Raw genomic sequence first — 18120 nt, forward strand, 5'->3', positions numbered from 1 at the left:
ACCCCGGGATCGGCCCGGTTCACGCCTGTTGCCCGGTCCGCGGGCGTGCGTAGACTCCGGTACCCCCTCCTCCCCCGTGCCGAAGGGACCGACCGTTGAACCAGACGTACGCGCTGACCGCGGTCACCGTCGTCGTCCTGGTCACGGTGCTGCTCGGCGCGCTCGGCCTGCGCATATCGCGGACCACCTCCGACTTCTACGTCGCCTCGCGGACGGTGGGGCCCCGGCTCAACGCGGCCGCGATCAGCGGGGAGTACCTCTCCGCGGCCTCCTTCCTCGGGGTGGCCGGTCTGGTGCTGCTCCAGGGGCCCGAAATGCTCTGGTACCCCGTCGGCTACACCGCCGGATACCTGGTGCTGCTCGCGCTGGTGGCCGCCCCGCTGCGGCGCTCGGGGGCGTACACGCTGCCCGACTTCGCCGAGGCGCGGCTGGAGTCGCAGGCGGTGCGCCGGGTCGCGGTGCTGTTCGTGGTCGGGGTCGGCTGGCTGTACCTGATGCCTCAGCTGCAGGGCGCCGGGCTGACCCTGGAGATCCTGACCGGGGCCCCGCACTGGGTGGGCGGGGTGGTCGTCGCGTTCGTCGTGACCGCGGCCGTCGCGGCCGGCGGCATGCGGAGCATCACCTTCGTGCAGGCGTTCCAGTACTGGCTGAAGCTGACCGCGCTGCTGGTGCCCGCGTTCTTCCTGCTCGCCGCCTGGGCCGGGGACGGGGCGCCGCGCGCCTCCTTCGACGCCCCGGCGGTGTTCCGCGAGCACACCGCCGTCACCCTCGCCGAGGACGTCAGGCTGTCCCTGGACGCGCCGCTGGCGCTGAAGGTCACCGGGCAGGTCGACGGGCGGTCCTACTCGGGCGCGCCACTGACGCTGGAGCCCGGCGAGCACTCCGTACGGGCCCGGGCGCGGCTGGAGTTCGCCGCGGACACCCCGGTTCCGCAGACCCGGGCGACGTCCGGGCCGGATGCCGCCCGCTGGTCCGAGCCGCTGGGCGGGGGCCGGCCGGCGCTGGGCCTGTACGCGACGTACGGGCTGGTCCTGGCCACCTTCCTCGGCACGATGGGCCTGCCCCACGTCGCGGTGCGGTTCTACACGAGCCCCGACGGCCGCGACGCGCGGCGCACCACCCTGGCGGTGCTCGGGCTGCTCGGCGCCTTCTACCTGCTGCCGCCGGTGTACGGGGTGCTCGGCCGTACGTACGCGCCGGAACTGGCCCTGACCGGGGACGCGGACGCGGCGGTGCTGGTGCTGCCGGAACGGATGCTGGGCGGGGTGCTCGGCGACCTGCTGGGGGCGCTGCTGGCCGGGGGCGCGTTCGCGGCGTTCCTGTCGACGGCGTCGGGGCTGACCATGGCGGTGGCCGGGGTGCTCCACCAGGACGTGCTGCCGGCACGGGGGGTGGGGTCGTTCCGGATCGCGGTGCCGGCGGCGATGCTGGTGCCGCTGGCCGGGAGCATGCTGCTGGCCGAGGTGCCGGTGGCGGACGCGGTGGGGCTGGCGTTCGCGGTGTCGGCCTCGTCCTTCTGCCCGCTGCTGGTGCTGGGCATCTGGTGGCGCGGGCTGACCCCGCCGGGTGCGGTGGCCGGGCTGGTCATGGGGGGCGGGGCGGCGCTGGGCGCGGCGCTGGCGACCCGGGCGGGGCTGCCCCCTGCGGGCTGGGCGCACACGCTGCTGGCCTGGCCGGCGGCGTGGTCGGTGCCGCTGGGGTTCCTGACGATGGTGCTCGTTTCGCTGGCCACCCGGTCGCGGATCCCGGCGGGGACGGCGGCGACCCTGGCCCGGCTGCACCTCCCGGAGAGCGTGACCGGCGCCGGAGGTTGCGGGTCCGGGCGCGCGGCGGCGGGGGCCACGGCCCGCGTGGGCGGTGCTCCGTGACCGGAGCGGTGCTCTCGGTGCTGTCGGTGGCGGGCGCCGCCCTGCTGACGGGCCTGGGCTGGGCCGGCGGCCGGTGGCAGGCCCGGCGCGGCGAGCGGGCGAGCGGCCCCTCCCTCGGCACCCCCGTGGAACGGGCCACCTTCCACACCCTGCACACCGCCTCGCTGGCCGCGCCCCCGCTGCGCGCCGGGCTCACCGAGGACGCCGCCCGCAAGGCCGCCAGGCGGCTGCGCTCGCTGCTCGGCACGGAGGCGCTGTGCCTCACCGACCGCCGGGCGGTGCTGGCCTGGGACGGGCCGGGCGCCGACCACCACCAGCGGCGGGCGATGGCCCGGGTCACGGTGATGCTGGACTCGGGGCGCAGCCAGAGCGTACGGACCGGGTGCACACGGCCCGACTGCCCGCTGAAGTGGGCGGTCGTCGCCCCGCTCACCGGCGAGGACGGGGTCCTCGGCGCGCTCGTGGCGTACGGTTCGCGGGAGTCGGCGGTGCTCGTGCGGGCCGCGACGGAGGTCGCCCGGTGGGTCTCCGTCCAGCTGGAGCTGTCCGAGCTGGACCGCTCGCGGACCCGGCTGATGGAGGCGGAGATCAAGGCGCTGCGGGCGCAGATCTCCCCGCACTTCATCTTCAACTCCCTCGCAGCGATCGCCTCGTTCGTGCGCACCGATCCGGAGCGGGCCCGGGACCTGCTGCTGGAGTTCGCCGACTTCACGCGCTACTCCTTCCGCCGGCACGGCGAGTTCACCACCCTCGCCGAGGAACTGCGCTCCATCGAGCAGTACCTGGCGCTGGCCGGAGCCCGGTTCGGAGACCGGCTGAAGGTGACGCTCCAGGTGGCACCCGAGGTGCTGCCGGTGGCGCTGCCCTTCCTGTGCCTGCAGCCCCTGGTGGAGAACGCCGTCAAGCACGGCCTGGAGGACTCCACCGAGGAGTGCCTGATCACGATCGCCGCCCGGGACGCCGGCGCGGAGGCCGTGATCACCATCGAGGACAACGGGGTCGGCATGGACCCGGCCGTGCTGCGGCGCATCCTCGCCGGGGAGCGGGGCGGATCCTCGTCGGGCATCGGACTGACGAACGTGGACGAGCGGATCCGGCAGGTGTACGGGGACGCGTACGGCCCGGTGATCGAGACGGGGGTCGGAGCGGGCATGAAGATCACCCTCCGGATCCCCAAGTACCGGGCCGGGGTACACAGTTCGCTGCCCGGTGAGCAGCATCGCCGCTACTGAGCCGGAGGACGGTCTGGGGAGGTTCACCGACGTGCGGGCCGGGCGGGAACAGCAGCGTGACGGGGTACGGGAGTGGGTGAGCGGCGGCGCGCGGGGCCGCGGGGGCCGGCTGGTCGTGGAGGGCGAGCCCGGCGCGGGGCGGACCGCCCTGGTGCGCGAGGCCCTGGCCGAGGCGGCGGCGCTGGGCTGCCGGGTGCGCTACGGGGCCGCCGACCCGTTCACGGCGGGGCTGCCGCTGCGGGCCGCGCTGGACTGCCTGCATCCCGACGGCCCCGGCCGGGCGGCCGTGGTCGCCCTGCTGCGGGAGGCCCGGGAGGCCGCGTATCCCGGCGGGGCGTGGCTCGCCGCGACGGACCTGCTGGTGTCCGGGGTCGAGGCGCGGTGTGCGCGGGGCCCGCTGCTGCTGGTGCTGGACGACCTGCACTGGGCGGACCCCGCCACGCTGCTGCTGTGGCGGCGCCTGGCCCAGGCGGCGGACCGGCTGCCGCTCCTGCTGGCGACGGCCCGGCGGCCACTGCCCCGCCGCCCGGAGGTGGAGCAGCTGTGCGCCGAGCTGGGGGGCGGGCCCGGCGGGCGGACCGTCCGGCTGGAGCCGCTGACCGGGGCGGAGACGGCCGAGGTGCTCCGCGGGATGCTGGGCGCCGAGCCCGGGCCACGCCTGCTCCGGGCCGCCGCCCGGGCGGGTGGCAACCCCCGCCTGCTGCGGGAGCTGACCACGCAGTGGGCCCACCTCATCGAGGTCACCGGCGGGCATCCCGCCCCGGTCGGCGGTGGGGGCGCGGGCCGCGACGACGGGGACGGGCGAGCAGTCGAGGCGGTTGCCGAACTGCTCGTGCCCGAAGGGGAGTTGCCGGAGCCGCCCGCCTCCCTCCCGCGGGGCCTCGGCTACCTCTCCCGGCCCGCGTACACCACCCTGCGGCACGCGGCGCTGCTCGGCCCGGCCTTCACCCCGCGCGAGCTGGCCCTCGTCCTGGCCAGGCCCGCCCGGGAGGTGCTGGCCGAGCTGGAGGAGCCGCTCCTCGCCGGGCTGCTGGAGGACACCGGCGAGCGGCTGCGCTTCCGGCAGCCGGCGCTGCGCCGCGCCCTGTACGCGGAACTGCCCCGTGCCGCCCGGTCCGCCCTGCACCAGGACGCGGCCCGGGCACTGGCCGAGGCCGGGCACGATCCGGCCCGGACCGCCGGACAGCTCCTGGCCGGCGGGGCGTTGGACCGCTGGGCGGTCCACTGGCTGGCGGACTCGGCGCAGTCCCTGATCGCGGAGGCGCCCGCGGCGGCCGCCGAGCTGCTGGAGCGGGCCGTCGCCCGGGCCGACTGCGCGGACCGGGAGGCCCTGGAGGGCAGCCTCGCGGACGCCGCCCTGCTGCTGCGCCGCCCCGAGTCGGCGGAGCTCCTCGTCACCCTGCACGAGCGGGCCACGGAGCCCGGGGCCCGCGCGGTGCTGGCCTTCAAACTGGTGTCGGCGCTGATGATCCAGGGGGACATGGCCCGTTCGCTGGCCGTCACCGAGGACGCGCTGGAGGAGGGGGTCCCCTCCCCCGCGCTCCGGCTGCGGCTGGAGGCCTGCCGGGTCCTGGCCCTGGCCGAACTGGGCTGTGCGGCACAGGCGCATACGCTGGCCGTGCCGGTGGTGGCGCAGGCGGCCCGGCTGGACGATCCGCTGTGCGGGGCGGAGGCCCATCACGCGATGGCCTTCGCGCTGTTCCACCTCGGCCGCGGCCGGGAGTCGCTGCGCCACGTCGCCGAGGGGATCGCGTGGGCCCGCCGCAGCCCGGTGGCCAACGACGTACGGCTGCTGCTGCTCGCCAACCAGGCCGAGGGGCACCTGCGGTTCGACGAGCCGGAGCCCGTGGCGGCGGCGCTGCGGGAGGCGCGGGAGCTGGCGCTCGCCACCCGCTCTACGGGGCGGCTGGTGGTGACCGAGGCGCTGCTCGCCGGGTTCCACTACCGGCTCGGCGACTGGGACGCGGCCCTCGACGGGCTGGCACGGGCCGACGGCCTGCCGGTGTCGGACGGCTGGCTGCCGGTGGTGGTGCACGGGCTGCGCGCGCTCGTCCTGGGCCACCGGGACGAGTGCGCTGCGGCGGGGGCCGAGCTCGTCCGACTGCCTCCGGACGCCTTCACGGCCGCGGCGGCGCGCCGCTACAGCGGGTACGTGCTGCTGGCCCGGGCCCTGCTGGCGGAGCGCGCGGGCCGGCCGGCGGACGCGGTGCGCGAGCTGCTGCCGATGCTGGCGCAGAACCCGGACGAGGCGATGACGTACGAGCGGCCCTGGGCGCTGTCGGAGCTCGTCCGGCTGGCCCTGGAGTGCGGGGACACGGCCACGGCCCGGGCGGCGGTGGCGGCCTGCGGGCGGACGGCGGGGGCGCTGGCCGAGTATCCGGGCCCGGCGCTGGCCCTGCTGCGCTGCCGGGGCCTGTTCGCCCAGGACCCGCAGCTGCTGGCGCGGGTACGGGAGCGGGCGGAGCTCGCCGGCGGGCCGCTGGTGCTGGGCCAGGCGTGGGAGGACCTCGCGGTGGCCCGGGCCTGGCACGGCGACCTGGCGGCGGCGCGGTCGGCGCTGACCCGGGCGGTGGCCGCGTACGAGGGGCCGGGCGCGCGGTGGGACACCGCGCGGGCCGACGCCCGGCTGCGGAGCCTGGGCGTCCGGCGCGGCAGCCGTGCGGCGCGGCGGCGGCCGGCGAACGGGTGGGAGGCGCTGACCCCGGCGGAGGTGACGGTGGCGCTGCTCGTCGCGCAGGGCCGCTCGAACCCGGAGATCGCGCGCACCCTCTTCCTGTCCACGCGGACGGTCCAGACGCACGTGTCGCACATCCTGGCGAAACTGCAGGTCCGCTCGCGGGCCGCGGTGGCCGCTCAGGCGGCGGCGCGGCGGCCGGAACCGGGACCCGGACCGAGGCCGGGGCCGGGGCCGGGGCCGGGGCCGTAGCCGGGCATGGCCTCGCGGAGGGCCCGCAGGGCGTAGTACGTACGCGATTTGACGGTGCCGACCGGGACGCCGAGCGCCTGGGCCGCCTCGCACACCGACGACCCGCGGAAGTAGATCTGCACGAGCACGGCGCGGTGCTCGGGGCTGAGCGCTCTCAGCGCGTCGCGGACGTCGAGGCCGGTGACGGCCTGCTCGGTCCGGTCGTCGGCGGCGGGCGCGTGTGCGTCGAGGGCCTCCGGCCCGACCTCGGCGGGCCGCGCCCGGCGGGCCCGCCGGGCGTCGATGGCGAGGCGCCGGCCGACGGTGTACAGCCAGGGCCGTATGGACGCGTGGCCGCTCTCCAGCGCCTCGGGGTTCTTCCAGACGCGGAACAGGGTCTCCTGGACGAGGTCCTCGGCGCGGTGCCGGTCGCCGGAGGTGAGACCGAGGAGGAAGCCGTAGAGGGCCTTGCCGTGTTCGCTGTGCAGGCGCGCGAGGGCGTGCGCGTCGGTGCGGCGGCAGAGGGTACTGGTCACGGGGTGCCCCTTCCAGGTCGGAGGACCTGAGCGTGGCCCACCCGGCGCCCGGAGTGATCCGCCGCATGGCGTATCCGCGCCCGGCCTGCGCCGACCGGTCGAACGGCACGCCGAACGGTCCCCGGTGAACGGTTTCCGCTCCGCACGCGGGCCGCGACGGACCCGCGCAAAAGGCGGTGGCCCGGACCACGTCCGCTGGGGACGGACCCGCGCAAAAGGCGGTGGCCCGGACCACGTCCGCTGGGGACGGGCCCGGGCCACCGGAGTGCACTAGCTCCAGCTGGCGTGGAGCGGCTTGCCCTCGGCGTAGCCCGCCGCCGACTGGACGCCGACCACGGCCTTCTCCTCGAACTCCGCGAGGGAGCCCGCGCCCGCGTAGGTGCACGACGAGCGGACGCCCGCGATGATCGAGTCGATCAGGTCCTCGACGCCCGGGCGGGCCGGGTCCAGGAACATCCGCGAGGTGGAGATGCCCTCCTCGAAGAGGCCCTTGCGCGCCCGGTCGTACGCCGACTCCTCGGAGGTGCGGTTCTGCACGGCGCGCGCCGACGCCATGCCGAAGGACTCCTTGTAGAAGCGGCCGTCGGCCGCCTGCTGGAGGTCGCCCGGGGACTCGTACGTACCGGCGAACCAGGAGCCGATCATCACGTTCGCGGCGCCGGCGGCCAGCGCCATCGCCACGTCGCGCGGGTGCCGGACGCCGCCGTCGGCCCACACGTGCTTGCCGTACTTCTTGGCCTCGGCCGCGCACTCCAGCACCGCGGAGAACTGCGGGCGGCCCACGCCGGTCATCATGCGGGTGGTGCACATGGCGCCGGGGCCCACACCGACCTTGATGATGTCGGCGCCGGCGTCGATGAGGTCCTTGACGCCCTCGGCGGCGACGATGTTGCCGGCCACGATCGGGACCTGCGGGTCCAGCGCGCGCACGGCCTTGATCGCGTTGATCATCGACTCCTGGTGGCCGTGGGCCGTGTCGATGACGAGCGTGTCCACGCCCGCGTCGAGCAGCTGCTTGGCCTTCTGCACGAAGTCGCCGTTGATGCCGACGGCCGCGGCGATGCGCAGCCTGCCGTCGGCGTCGGTGGCCGGGGTGTACAGCGTCGCGCGGAGCGCGCCCTTGCGGGTCAGGATGCCGACGAGCCTGCCGTCCTTGTCGACGGCCGGGGCCAGCTTGCGGTGGCCGGCGTCGAGCTGGTTGAAGGCCTCGCGGGGGTCGATGTCGGCGTCGATGAGCAGGAGCTCCTTCGACATGACCTCGGAGAGCTGGGTGAAGCGGTCCACGCCGGTGAGGTCGTGGTCGGTGACGACGCCGATGGGGCGGCCGTCCGCGTCGACGACGACACCGGCGCCGTGGGCCCGCTTGGGCAGCAGGGACAGCGCGTCGGCGACGGTCTGGGTGGGCGCCAGCGTGATCGGGGTGTCGAGCACGAGGTGGCGGGTCTTCACCCAGGAGATGACGTCGGTGACGACCTCGATCGGGATGTCCTGCGGGATGACCACGATGCCACCGCGGCGGGCCACCGTCTCGGCCATGCGGCGGCCCGCGATGGCGGTCATGTTCGCCACGACGAGCGGAATGGTGGTGCCGGTGCCGTCGGGGGAGGAGAGGTCCACTCCCTGGCGGGAACCGACCGCGGAGCGGCTCGGCACCATGAACACATCGTCGTACGTCAGGTCGTACGGCGGCTTCTGGTCATTGAGGAAACGCACGTGCTGAACATCCCAGTCGATCGAAGGATCCGGCTACGGCCCCGGCGGAGTGGCCGAGGAAACGCACGTACTTCATTCTCCCACGGCCCGGCATCAATGCCGCCCGGGCTGATCGTCCAGGACATACCGGGCCCTGTGGTCTGTTCCTACGGGACCTTGGTCCCGGAAGAGGCCGGAGCCGGAGCGGCCGGCGTGCACCGGGCCCAGGCGGTGACTCAGCGGAAGAACCGATCCGCCGTACCGGGCCGCCGTGAACTCGGCGGCGATGGCCAGGGCCGTCTCCTCGGGGGTGGCGCCGCCGAGGTCCAGCCCGATGGGTGAGCGCAGCCGGGCGAGCGCGTCCTGCGGCACCCCCTCGTCGCGCAGCCGCTGAGCGCGCTCGGTGTGGGTGCGCCGCGATCCCATGGCTCCCACGTATCCCAGCGGCAGCCGCAGGGCGAGGGCGAGCAGCGGTACGTCGAACTTGGCGTCGTGGGTCAGGACGCAGACGGCCGTACGGGAGTCCACCCGGCCGGCCTCCCATTCCGCGGCCAGGTGCCGGTGGGGCCAGTCCACGACCACCTCGTCGGCGTCGGGGAAGCGGGCGGGCGTCGTGAAGACGGGCCGGGCGTCGCAGACGGTGACCCGGTGTCCGAGGAAGGCACCGATCCGGGCGAGGGCGGCGGCGAAGTCGATGGCCCCGTAGACGATCAGCCGGGGCGGTTCGGCGGCGGATTCGACCAGCAGGGTCAGCGGCTGCCCGCACAGTCCGCCCGCGGTGCCGAGTTCGGCGGTCCCGGTGCGCCCGGCCAGCAGCAGGTCCCGTACCCGGCGGGCGGCGGCCCGGTCCAGGGCCGTCCCCCCGCCCAGGCAGCCCTCGTACGATCCGTCGGGGTGGACGGCGAGGGCCCGCCCGAGCTGCGGCGGCGGGCCGGAGACCACCCGGGCGAGCGCGGCCCTGGCCCCTGCGGCGGCGGCGTCGAGCACGGAGCCGAGGACGGGCCGCACCGGGTCGTGCCCGCGTACCGGGGTGACCAGCACGTCCAGGACTCCCCCGCAGGTCAGGCCGACGGCGAAGGCGTCGTCGTCGCTGTAGCCGAAGCGGTGCACGCCGCCCTCCCCGGAGGAGATCGCATCGAGGCAGAGCTCGTGCACGGCGGATTCCACGCAGCCCCCGGATATGGAGCCGAGTGCGGTGCCCCCTGTGTCGACGGCGAGGGAGGCGCCGGGGCCGCGCGGCGCGCTCCCGCTGACGGCGACGACGGTGGCCAGGGCGAATTCCCGGCGGGCGGCGCACCACGCGCGTAGTTCCTCGGCGATGTCGAGCATCAGCGGATGTACTCGCGTCTCGCGCTCTGGCCGGGGATCAGCGGCCGGGGCGGCAGCACGGGCGGCGGTCCGGTGCGCGGTACGGGTCCGGGCACCCCGGGGCGGGACACGTGCCCCGCCACGCCGAGCGGCGCGGGCCGGCCGGGGGCGGGGAATCCGTCGGGGACCCTGCCGCGCGCGCCGAGCAGTTTCGACGCGTGGGCGACACTCGCGAGCGTGGCGTGGTGGTGCCAGCCACGGAAGGAGCGGCCCTCGAAATCACGGATGCCTACGGGTTCGCAGGTCTCGGTGAAATCGAGGGATACCCGGTCGGTGAGTTTGGCGAGCAGGAAGAGCTGGGCCAGCGGCCGGTCGCCGATGTTGGTGATCCAGAACTCGGAGGGCAGCAGGGCGGCTTCGGTCCAGGCGCCGACGAGCAGGAGCGGGGTGGGCGGCAGGGGGGCGGGCCGGTCCTCGCCGGGGGTCGCGAGGATGGCGGCCGAGGTCAGCAGGGTCACTGCTCCTTCGGCGCGGCCGTGCCGGGTCCATTCGACGGCGCGCCGCTGGGAGCGCAGGGAGTCGATGAGTTCGCGGGCGGGTGCGGTGTGCGGTCCGGGCTTGTGCCTGCCGGCACCGCCGAAGGAGACGGGCAGCGAGCCGTCGACCTTGAAGACGAAGGGGATGTCCTGGAGGGCGAAGGACTCGATGCTCTGCGGGATGTCGGTGTTGGCGACCTCCATCACCACCGGCCGGCGCTGGAGTTGCCAGCCGGCGGCCATCCGCTGGACGGCGTGTACGGCGTCCTGGGCGGGGGTGAGCGAGCGGGCGGTGTCGGGGATGCCGGCCCGTCGGCGGCGCATCAGCTCGTTCGTCCAGGGCCCGGGGAGGGTGAGGGTCCATTCGACGGGAAAGCTGGCCTCGCTGGAGGCGAGCCAGATGCCGCTGGCCTGCTGACAGTTGGCCGTGCGGCCGAGCTGGGGGACGAACTGGCGCCCGACGCCGACCGAGCGGTCGCCGGCCTTCTCGATCACCATGGGCTGGACCACCCAGGCGAGTGGACGCTGGGCGGTGCGTTCGAGGTACTGGGCGAGGGAGCGGCGTACCGGGGTCCAGTCCCATGGGGACTTGCTGATGAACTGCTGCAGGCTCTGTTCGACCGAGCTGGCCCCTGTTCCGGCGATGTTGCGGATTGTTTTCTTCCCACTGGTCCGCACGAGGCCGTTCAGATAAACGCGGGCCCAGTTTCGCTGGTCCCGCCGGGGTAAGGATTCGAAGAAAAGAGAGATCAGGACGTCGATCAATTCGGAGATTTCCTTCGTGGAATCCTCCGGCAGAACTACGCGAGCCATCTGGGCCTCCCCCGCGACCACTAGATCCAATACCCTACTTGACCGTACAGAACGGCCGTAGGCCCCGGCGGCTACTTCCTGAGGTCGCTCGCAGATTCGAGCCGCTCTTCCTCTACCACGAGGGGGATCGGGATCTGGTTCGCCGCGTAGTAGAGCGCGATCAGGAAGTGTGCGACGAGAGTGAGCGGTGCGGAGAAGAAGGACAGGAGAACGGTCAAGGGGTACGCCACGGCGCCGAGGCCGAAGCGGACGCGGGTGGCCCGGGCACCCTCTTTGTCCACCCGTTCGTGGAAGAGGTGGCCGACCCGGGTGACGTACCACCAGAAGGCCAGGAACGCGAGCGCGTAGGCGACGGTGACCGAACTGTAGAGGATCGCCGCGGCGTTGGCGGAGCCGCCTTCCTCGACGAGGTGCTCGGCGAGCACGGTGGTGGTGTAGGGAATCACCGATACCACCATCAGCACCAGGAGATTCAGGAACAACAGCTGCCGGTCCACCCGCTTCAGGTGACTGAAGATGGTGTGGTGGTTCACCCACATCACGCCGATGATGAGGAAGCTCACCACGTATGCGGCGTAATGCGGCCACTGTTCCCACACGCCGTGCCAGAAGTCCGATCCCGTTTCTTTCGGAACCTTCAGTTCCAGAACCAGAATCGTGATGACGATGGCGAATACCCCGTCACTGAATGCCTCGACACGTCCGGTTTCGCGTTCCATGACCTCCCCTTTGCCATTTTCGCCGGCATCCGCCCCGATCTCCGTGGACGGCTTGCACGAGCGGGGAGGGCGCTGCCTTCGCCCTCCCCGCACACGCTACCCAGATATCGTTGGTCAGCCGCCGAAACCGGCGGTCTGGCGCCAGATCCGGCCATCGCGGACCACGAGTGTCCCGAACGCGTGCTCCGGTTCGCCGTTCAGGTTCATGATCGCGCGGTAGAAGATCGTGTCCTCGGTCTCGATGTACTCCTGGAGCTCCACGAGGGTCGGCTTCACCGTCAGGTAGCCCGTGAACGTCTCCCGCACGGCCTCGATCCCGACCGAGACGCCCTCGAAGCGCAGCAGCACGGCGTCGTCGGTGTAGTTCTTCATCACCGCCTCGATGTCCAGGGCCGCCAGCGCCTCCATCTGGCGGACGAACACCGGGTGCAGCTTGGAGATGTCGTACTTGGCCATGTCGACTCCATTCTCTCAACGGGTGGTGGGGCGGGTGGTGGAGCGGGTGGAGGTGGGTTCATCAGGTGTTTCTGCGCAGGCGGCCGCCCCGGTGAGCGGCAGCCGGACGACCATCCGGGTCTCGCCGGGACGGGAGCGGGCCGTGATCGAGCCGTTGTGGCGCTGGGTCACGATGCGGTAGCTGAGGTGCAGCCCGAGGCCCGTGCCCTTCCCCACGTCCTTGGTCGTGTAGAAGGGTTCGAAGATCCGCGGCAGGGAGTCCTCGGGGATGCCCCGCCCGGTGTCGGCGATCTCGACGACCAGGCAGACCCCTTCCGCGCGGACCCGCAGGGTCAGCGTGCCGGCGCCTTCCATGGCCTCGGCCGCGTTGTCGACCAGGTTGGTCCACACCTGGTTCAACTCACTCGGATAGCCCGTCAGTTCGGGCAGGCCGGGCTCGTACTCACGCACGATGGTGATGCCGGCGAGCTTGGAACGCAGCACGACCAGCGTGTTCTCGATCCCGTCGGCCACCGCGAAGCGCTGTTCGGGCGCCCGGTCGAGATTGGCGTAATCCCGGGTGGCGGCGACCAGTTGGGAGATCCTCGGACCCGCCGCACGCAGCTCCGCGGCGAGCGAGCGGATCTCCAGCAGGGCCGCCAGGTGATCGAGGGCCGAGGGCAGGGCCGGCTCGCCGATCCCCTCCAGCCGCTCCAGCAGCCAGCCCAGTTCCAGCCCGAGGTCGGAGATCCCCGAGCCGAGCAGCCCGGGCCGTTCGGTGCCCGCCTCCTCGGCCCAGTCGGTGATCTCCTCCTCGGCGTCGGCCTGGGCGAGCGGGTCGGTGGTGACCGGCGGCGGCAGCTTGTCGAGCTCCTCGGCCAGCCGGTCGAACACGGAGCGCTCCGCGCCCGTCGCGGCGGCGCCCCAGGCCTGGGCGGTCCGGGTCAGCCCCTCCAGGGCCGGTGCCAGCTCCTGGGCGGCCCGGGCGACCGCGGCCGCCGGGTTGTTCAGCTCGTGCGCCAGGCCGGCGGCCAGGGTGCCGAGCGCCTCGACGGTGGCCCGTTTGCGGGCCTGCACCTCGGAGGACTTGATCCGCCAGGCCAGCACCGGGATCAGCACGGCCGCCACCCCGTGGCAGCGGGTCAGCATCTCGAAGAACACCGGCTTCGGGTACGCGACGACGGTCGTGGCCGGCCCGCTCGCGGCGGCGGTGGCCACGTACGCCCCGTCCGTCAGCAGCGGCAGCTCGCCGGTGAAGCGGTGCGCGGCGGAGGGTTTGCCGTCGTGCTCCTCGGCGGCGGCGCTCCCCTCCTCGGTGGAGTGCCGGGTCAGCACCTCCTCCCGGCCGTCGACGACCTTGGTGACGACCAGGCCGCCCTCGAGCAGCACGTGGAAGCCGGTGGCCTCCTCGCCGTCACGGAACAGGACCTCCCCGTCGGCGAGGACCCGGGGCTCGGAGACGGACACCAGCCAGTCCAGCTGGTCCGCGGTGAGCCCGGCGAAGATCTCCAGCCCGAGCAGGGCCGACCGCAGCTCGGCGGCGTCCATGTCGGCAGCCTTCATGTCGTGCTCCCTTCGGCCCGGGTGCGGGCGGCCAGCCGCAGCGTGACGAACAGGGCCAGCGCGCACACCCCGGCGACGGCGGCCATGAAGCCGACGGAGGTGCGGTGCAGGCCGTGGATGTTGGTGAGCATTCCGGCGAGCACCGCCGGCACGCTCATCGCGAGGTAGGCGAAGACGTAGACGGCGGCGGTCAGTTCACCGCGGTGCGCCGGATCGGCCAGCGCGCTCAGCGCCCGGAAGGAGCCGAGGAACGCCGCGCCCCAGCCGGCGCCGAGGACGGCCGTGGCCACGAGGAACACGGTCGCCGACCCGAAGCCCAGCGCGAGCAGGACCAGGGCGAGCCCGGCCAGCAGCCCGCAGAGGCCCAGGACGGCGGTGCGCAGGGCCTCGGTGCGGCCCAGCAGCAGCTGCGCGGCGGTGGCGGCGCCCGCGAGCAGGGCGACGGTGGCCCCGCCGACCAGATAGTTGGTGCTCTGGAGCAGGGACAGGGCCAGGTGCGGCCCGAGCGAGAGGTAGAAGCCGCCGACGGACCAGACCGCGACGATCGTCAGGACGAGGATCGCGAACCGGCCCCGCACGGCGGCCGGGACGTGGATCCGGCGCGCCGAGATCCGCAGCCGCCCGCCGGAGCGGGCGCCGGGAGCGCTCTCACGCATCCGGACCACCCCCACCAGCGTGACCGCGAAGGCGGCGACCAGCAGCAGGTAGCTGAGCACGGTCGGGGCGGGCGCGTACTGGACGAGCAGCCCGGCCCCGATCCCGCCGAGCCCGATGCCCACCGTCGGCCCCGCGCTGTTGACCTGCGCGCCGAGCGCCGGCCGTGAACGCGGGGCCAGTTCGAGGAGGGCGGCGCCCATCGCCCCGGTGGCCAGGCCCACCGCCAGCCCCTGGACGGCGCGGGCGGCGAGCAGCAGCCCGAGCCCCTGCGCCGCGGCGAACATCCCCATGGAGATGATCGCCAGGACCAGGCCGACGCCGAGCACAGGACGCCGGCCCAGGGTGTCCGACAGGGACCCGAACAGCAGGAGCCCGATGAGCACGGTGACGGCGTACAGGGCGAAGACCACCGTGATCATGCCGGAGGACAGGCCCCATCTCTCCTGGTAGAGCACGTAGAGGGCGGAGGGCACCGAGGAGGAGAGCATCAGCAGGACGAGGACCGCCCCGACCACCCAGAAGCCGGAGCCTCTGGGCGCCGCGGCCGCCTGGGCGGCCGGCTGCACCGGTTTCCCCGTGGTCGTCCTGGACAATTCGGCCACTGCGTCAACTCCCCCGTGGTGGGCTGTCAGGCGAGGGCCTGCTCTGCCCTCTGCAGCGCGCGGGCGGCGAGCACCCCCGCGAGATGGCCGAGGTATTCGGCCGAGGTGCCGCGCCCGGGGACGAACAGCTCCCTGGGCTCGGCGCGGAAGGCCGCGAGCACGGCCTCCGTCGTGTACGGGCCCCCGCGCAGCCGGTCCTCCACGCCGCGAAGCCGCAGCGGGCGGGCGGTGGCCCCGGTGACCGCGATGCGCGGCCCGTCGGGGGTGATCCGTACGGCGGTGGCGCAGACCGGGTAGCGCGTGGCCCGGTCCGCGGACTTCTCGAAGGCGGCGCCCGGCCCGGCGGCGGGCACCAGCAGTGCGGTGACCAGGGCCCCGGCGGGCACGGCGGAGGCGGCGAACTCCTCTGCGGTCAGGGTCGACCGGCCGCCGGGTCCGGCCAGTTCGATGCGGGCGTCGGCGGCGATCGCCGCGACCGGCAGGTCGGTGGCGCGCCCGTCGGCGGCGAGGTTCCCGCCGGCGGTGCCGAGGTTGCGGACCTGGGGGTCCCCGTTGGCCCGGGCGGCGGCCGCCAGTTCCGGGGCCTCGGCCCGGACGGCCGGATGGGCGGCGAGCTCGGCGAGCGTGGTCAGCGCCCCGATCCGGAGCCCGTCGGGCGTCGACTCGATGCCGCGGAGCTCCTCCAGGTGCCGTACGTCGACGAGCAGCCGTGCGGCGGTCGCCCCGGTGCGCAGCCCGGGCAGCAGGCTCTGGCCGCCGGCCAGCACCCGGGCGCCCCGGGTGCCGGAGAGCAGGGCCAGCGCCTCTTCGAGGCCGACGGGCCGGACGTAGTCGAACTCGGTGAGGATCACTGGGCTTCCCCTCTCAGGCGGCGCCAGACCTTCTCGGGGGTGAGCGGCATGTCGATGTGCTGTACGCCCAGGTCGGACAGGGCGTCGACGACTGCGTTGACGACGGCCGCGGCGGGCGGCACGGTGGCGATCTCGCCGGCTCCCTTGGCGCCCAGCGGGTTGTGCGGGGTGGGCGTGGTGGTCTTGCCGAGGGTGAAGAACGGCACGTCCGCGGCGCGCGGCAGGGCGTACGTGGTCAGGTCGGAGCTGATGAGCAGGCCCTGTTCGTCGTATACGGCGGCCTCCATCAGCGCCTGGCCGAGGCCGTGCGTGATGCTGCCCTCGATCTGCCCGAGGACGATCTTCGGGTTGCCGATGTTGCCGGCGTCGTCCACGGCGGTGTACGCCACCACCTCGGTCTCGCCGGTGAGTTCGTCGACCTCGACGACCGCGACGTGCGTGCCGAAGGGGTAGTTGAAGTCCGGCGGGTCGAAGTGGGTGGTCTCGTCGAGGGCGGGCTCGATCTCGTGGGGCAGCCCCCAGCCGTACCACATGGACATCGCCAGCTCGGCGAACGTCTTGGTGTTCTCCGGGTTGCCCTCTTCGTGGACGGCCCCGCCCTCGTAGACGACCTTGTCCTCGGGTATGCCGAGGAACACGGCCGCGGCCTTGACCAGCTTGGCCTTGATCTTGCGGGCGGTCAGGGCGACGGCGGGCGCGGCCATGCTGTAGGAGCGCGAGCCGTACGTGCCCTGCCCGTACGGGGCCTTGAGCGTGTCCCCCTCGTACACCTGGACGGTGGCCGGGTCGATGCCGAGCTCGTCGGCGGCGACCTGCGCGAAGACCGTGTGGTGGCTCTGTCCGGTGGAGGCGGAGCCGACGGTGACGGTGACTTCGCCGGTCGGGTGGACGCGGATGTTCGCGCTCTCCCAGGTGCCGCCGAGCATGCCCTCCTGGGACATCCGGGTGGAGGGGCCGACGCCGCAGATGGCCACGTAGGTGGCCAGGCCCACGCCCAGCCGTTTGCCGCGGGTGCGGGCCTCGGCCTTGCGGGCGGGCATGTCGGCGTAGCCCGACAGCTCCATCGCCTTGTCGAAGTTCAGCTGGTAGTCCCCGGAGTCGTACGTCCAGCCGAGGCCGTTGTCGTACGGGAACTTCTCCTTCGGCACCAGGTTCTTGCGCCGGACGGCCGCCGGGTCCATGCCGATCTCGGAGGCGTACCGGTCGACGAGCCGCTCCATCAGGAAGGCCGCCTCGGCTCGCCCGCTGCCGCGCTGGGCGCCGAGCGAGACGGTGTTGGTGAAGGCGGCGTACACCTCGCAGAACGCGGCCGGGATGTCGTACATGCCGCTGATGGAGCGGCCCATCAGGGCGGTGGCGACACCGGGGCCGATGGTGGAGGGGTAGGCGCCAAGGTTGGCGTAGCTGGTGGCCCACAGGCCGGTGATCCGGCCGTCGCGGGTGCCGGCGAGCACCACGTGCTGGCGGTGGTCGCGGCCCTGGACGGTGGAGTTCATCAGCCCGGTGCGGGTGTCCACCCATTTCACGGGCCGGCGCAGCGCCTTGGAGAGCAGCAGGACCAGCGCCATGTCGGGGTAGAGGTACCCCTTGGTGCCGAAGCTGCCGCCGACGGTCGGGGCGATCACCCGCAGTTTGTTGAAGGGGATGCCGAGGACCAGCGCGGCGAGCAGGAACCGGTGGTTGTGCGGGCCCTGGGTGGAGGCGTACAGCGTGTACTCGTCGGTGGCGGCGTTGTAGTCGCCGACCGCGCCGCGCGGCTCGATCGGGCTGTTGATCGTGCGCTGGTTGACGAGGTCCAGCTCCACCTTGACCTCGGCCTCGGCGAGGGCCGCCTCGGTGCGGTCCTTGTCGCCACAGGTCCAGTACGCGTTCAGGTTGCCCGGTACGGCCTCGTGCAGCTGGGGCGCGCCCTCGGCGAGTGCCGCGTCGGCCCGGGTGACCACGGGCAGCGGTTCGTACTCGACGGCGATGGCGGCCAGCGCGGCGGCGGCCTGGCGCGGGGTCTCGGCGACGACCACGGCGATCGGGTCGCCGACGTGCCGGACGGTGTCGCCGGTCAGGACCGGGCGGGCGCCGGGGAGCCCGTAGGGGTGCGGCGGGAAGTGACTCTCGACACCGCCGGGGATCCAGATGCACGGCAGCGGCATCACGTCGGTGAAGTCCGCCGCGGTGGCCACCTTCAGTACACCGGGCATCTGCTCGGCGGCCTTGGTCTCGATGGAGAGGATCTTCGCGTGGGCCACCGGGCTGCCGAGGATCGCCATGTGGGCGGTGCCCGGGAGGTCGATGTCGGCCACGTACGTGGCCTCGCCGCGCAGCAGCTGCGGATCCTCGCGGCTGTCCAGCGGCTGACCGAGCAGGCCCGGTCCCTGGAGGGGAACCTCCCCCGTCACTGCGGTCATC

The 18120-nt window shown here is 73.8% G+C and carries 13 protein-coding genes; 3 read left to right on the top strand and 10 right to left on the bottom strand.

Annotated elements, in window-relative coordinates; translation table 11 throughout:
• The first annotated feature begins 95 nt into the window (after nucleotides 1-95).
• The 3 genes from ACIPK4_RS34145 to ACIPK4_RS34155 are packed head-to-tail and all read left to right on the top strand — an operon-like array spanning nucleotide 96 to nucleotide 6026.
• Complete coding sequence (locus ACIPK4_RS34145) at nucleotides 96-1868, top strand: cation acetate symporter (RefSeq protein WP_402320198.1); 1773 nt, start codon at nucleotides 96-98, stop codon at nucleotides 1866-1868.
• Nucleotides 1865-3100: a sensor histidine kinase gene (locus tag ACIPK4_RS34150; protein ID WP_402320201.1), complete on the top strand. Its 1236-nt coding sequence runs from the start codon at nucleotides 1865-1867 to the stop codon at nucleotides 3098-3100. The genes ACIPK4_RS34145 and ACIPK4_RS34150 overlap by 4 nt, the downstream gene beginning before the upstream one ends.
• Nucleotides 3078-6026 (top strand): LuxR C-terminal-related transcriptional regulator, encoded by a 2949-nt coding sequence (locus ACIPK4_RS34155; RefSeq protein ID WP_402320204.1) that lies wholly within the window; start codon nucleotides 3078-3080, stop codon nucleotides 6024-6026. Before ACIPK4_RS34150 ends, ACIPK4_RS34155 begins: the two co-directional genes overlap by 23 nt.
• On the opposite strand, the gene ACIPK4_RS34160 is transcribed toward ACIPK4_RS34155, so the two are convergent.
• The 10 genes from ACIPK4_RS34160 to ACIPK4_RS34205 form a co-directional block, all read right to left on the bottom strand.
• Complete coding sequence (locus ACIPK4_RS34160) at nucleotides 5954-6541, bottom strand: sigma-70 family RNA polymerase sigma factor (protein ID WP_402320207.1); 588 nt, start codon at nucleotides 6539-6541, stop codon at nucleotides 5954-5956. The genes ACIPK4_RS34155 and ACIPK4_RS34160 overlap by 73 nt on opposite strands.
• A gap of 270 nt (nucleotides 6542-6811) precedes the next feature.
• On the bottom strand, nucleotides 6812-8254 hold the full coding sequence (locus tag ACIPK4_RS34165; RefSeq protein ID WP_402320210.1) for a GuaB1 family IMP dehydrogenase-related protein: 1443 nt from the start codon (nucleotides 8252-8254) through the stop codon (nucleotides 6812-6814).
• Nucleotides 8255-8347: 93 nt separating this feature from the next.
• Complete coding sequence (locus ACIPK4_RS34170; RefSeq protein ID WP_402320213.1) at nucleotides 8348-9562, bottom strand: XdhC family protein; 1215 nt, start codon at nucleotides 9560-9562, stop codon at nucleotides 8348-8350.
• Nucleotides 9562-10890 carry an IS701 family transposase gene (locus ACIPK4_RS34175; RefSeq protein WP_402320216.1) on the bottom strand — a complete coding sequence of 443 codons (1329 nt, stop codon included), beginning with the start codon at nucleotides 10888-10890 and terminating at the stop codon, nucleotides 9562-9564. The genes ACIPK4_RS34170 and ACIPK4_RS34175 overlap by 1 nt, the downstream gene beginning before the upstream one ends.
• Nucleotides 10891-10961: 71 nt before the next feature.
• A complete protein-coding gene (locus ACIPK4_RS34180) occupies nucleotides 10962-11609 on the bottom strand; it encodes a TMEM175 family protein (RefSeq protein WP_376197979.1) in 648 nt (215 codons plus the stop codon).
• Between the two features lie 114 nt (nucleotides 11610-11723).
• On the bottom strand, nucleotides 11724-12065 hold the full coding sequence (locus ACIPK4_RS34185; protein WP_030656331.1) for a nuclear transport factor 2 family protein: 342 nt from the start codon (nucleotides 12063-12065) through the stop codon (nucleotides 11724-11726).
• Nucleotides 12066-12080: 15 nt separating this feature from the next.
• Nucleotides 12081-13607, bottom strand: a complete 1527-nt coding sequence (locus tag ACIPK4_RS34190; protein WP_402320219.1) for an ATP-binding protein — start codon at nucleotides 13605-13607, stop codon at nucleotides 12081-12083.
• On the bottom strand, nucleotides 13604-14866 hold the full coding sequence (locus tag ACIPK4_RS34195; protein WP_402320222.1) for an MFS transporter: 1263 nt from the start codon (nucleotides 14864-14866) through the stop codon (nucleotides 13604-13606). Before ACIPK4_RS34195 ends, ACIPK4_RS34190 begins: the two co-directional genes overlap by 4 nt.
• A gap of 26 nt (nucleotides 14867-14892) precedes the next feature.
• A complete protein-coding gene (locus ACIPK4_RS34200; RefSeq protein ID WP_402320225.1) occupies nucleotides 14893-15717 on the bottom strand; it encodes an FAD binding domain-containing protein in 825 nt (274 codons plus the stop codon).
• Nucleotides 15714-18119, bottom strand: a complete 2406-nt coding sequence (locus ACIPK4_RS34205) for a xanthine dehydrogenase family protein molybdopterin-binding subunit (protein ID WP_402320226.1) — start codon at nucleotides 18117-18119, stop codon at nucleotides 15714-15716. Before ACIPK4_RS34205 ends, ACIPK4_RS34200 begins: the two co-directional genes overlap by 4 nt.
• Nucleotide 18120 lies beyond the last annotated feature (1 nt).

The sequence above is a fragment of the Streptomyces sp. NPDC086989 genome, from assembly GCF_044745505.1.
GTDB lineage: Bacteria > Actinomycetota > Actinomycetes > Streptomycetales > Streptomycetaceae > Streptomyces.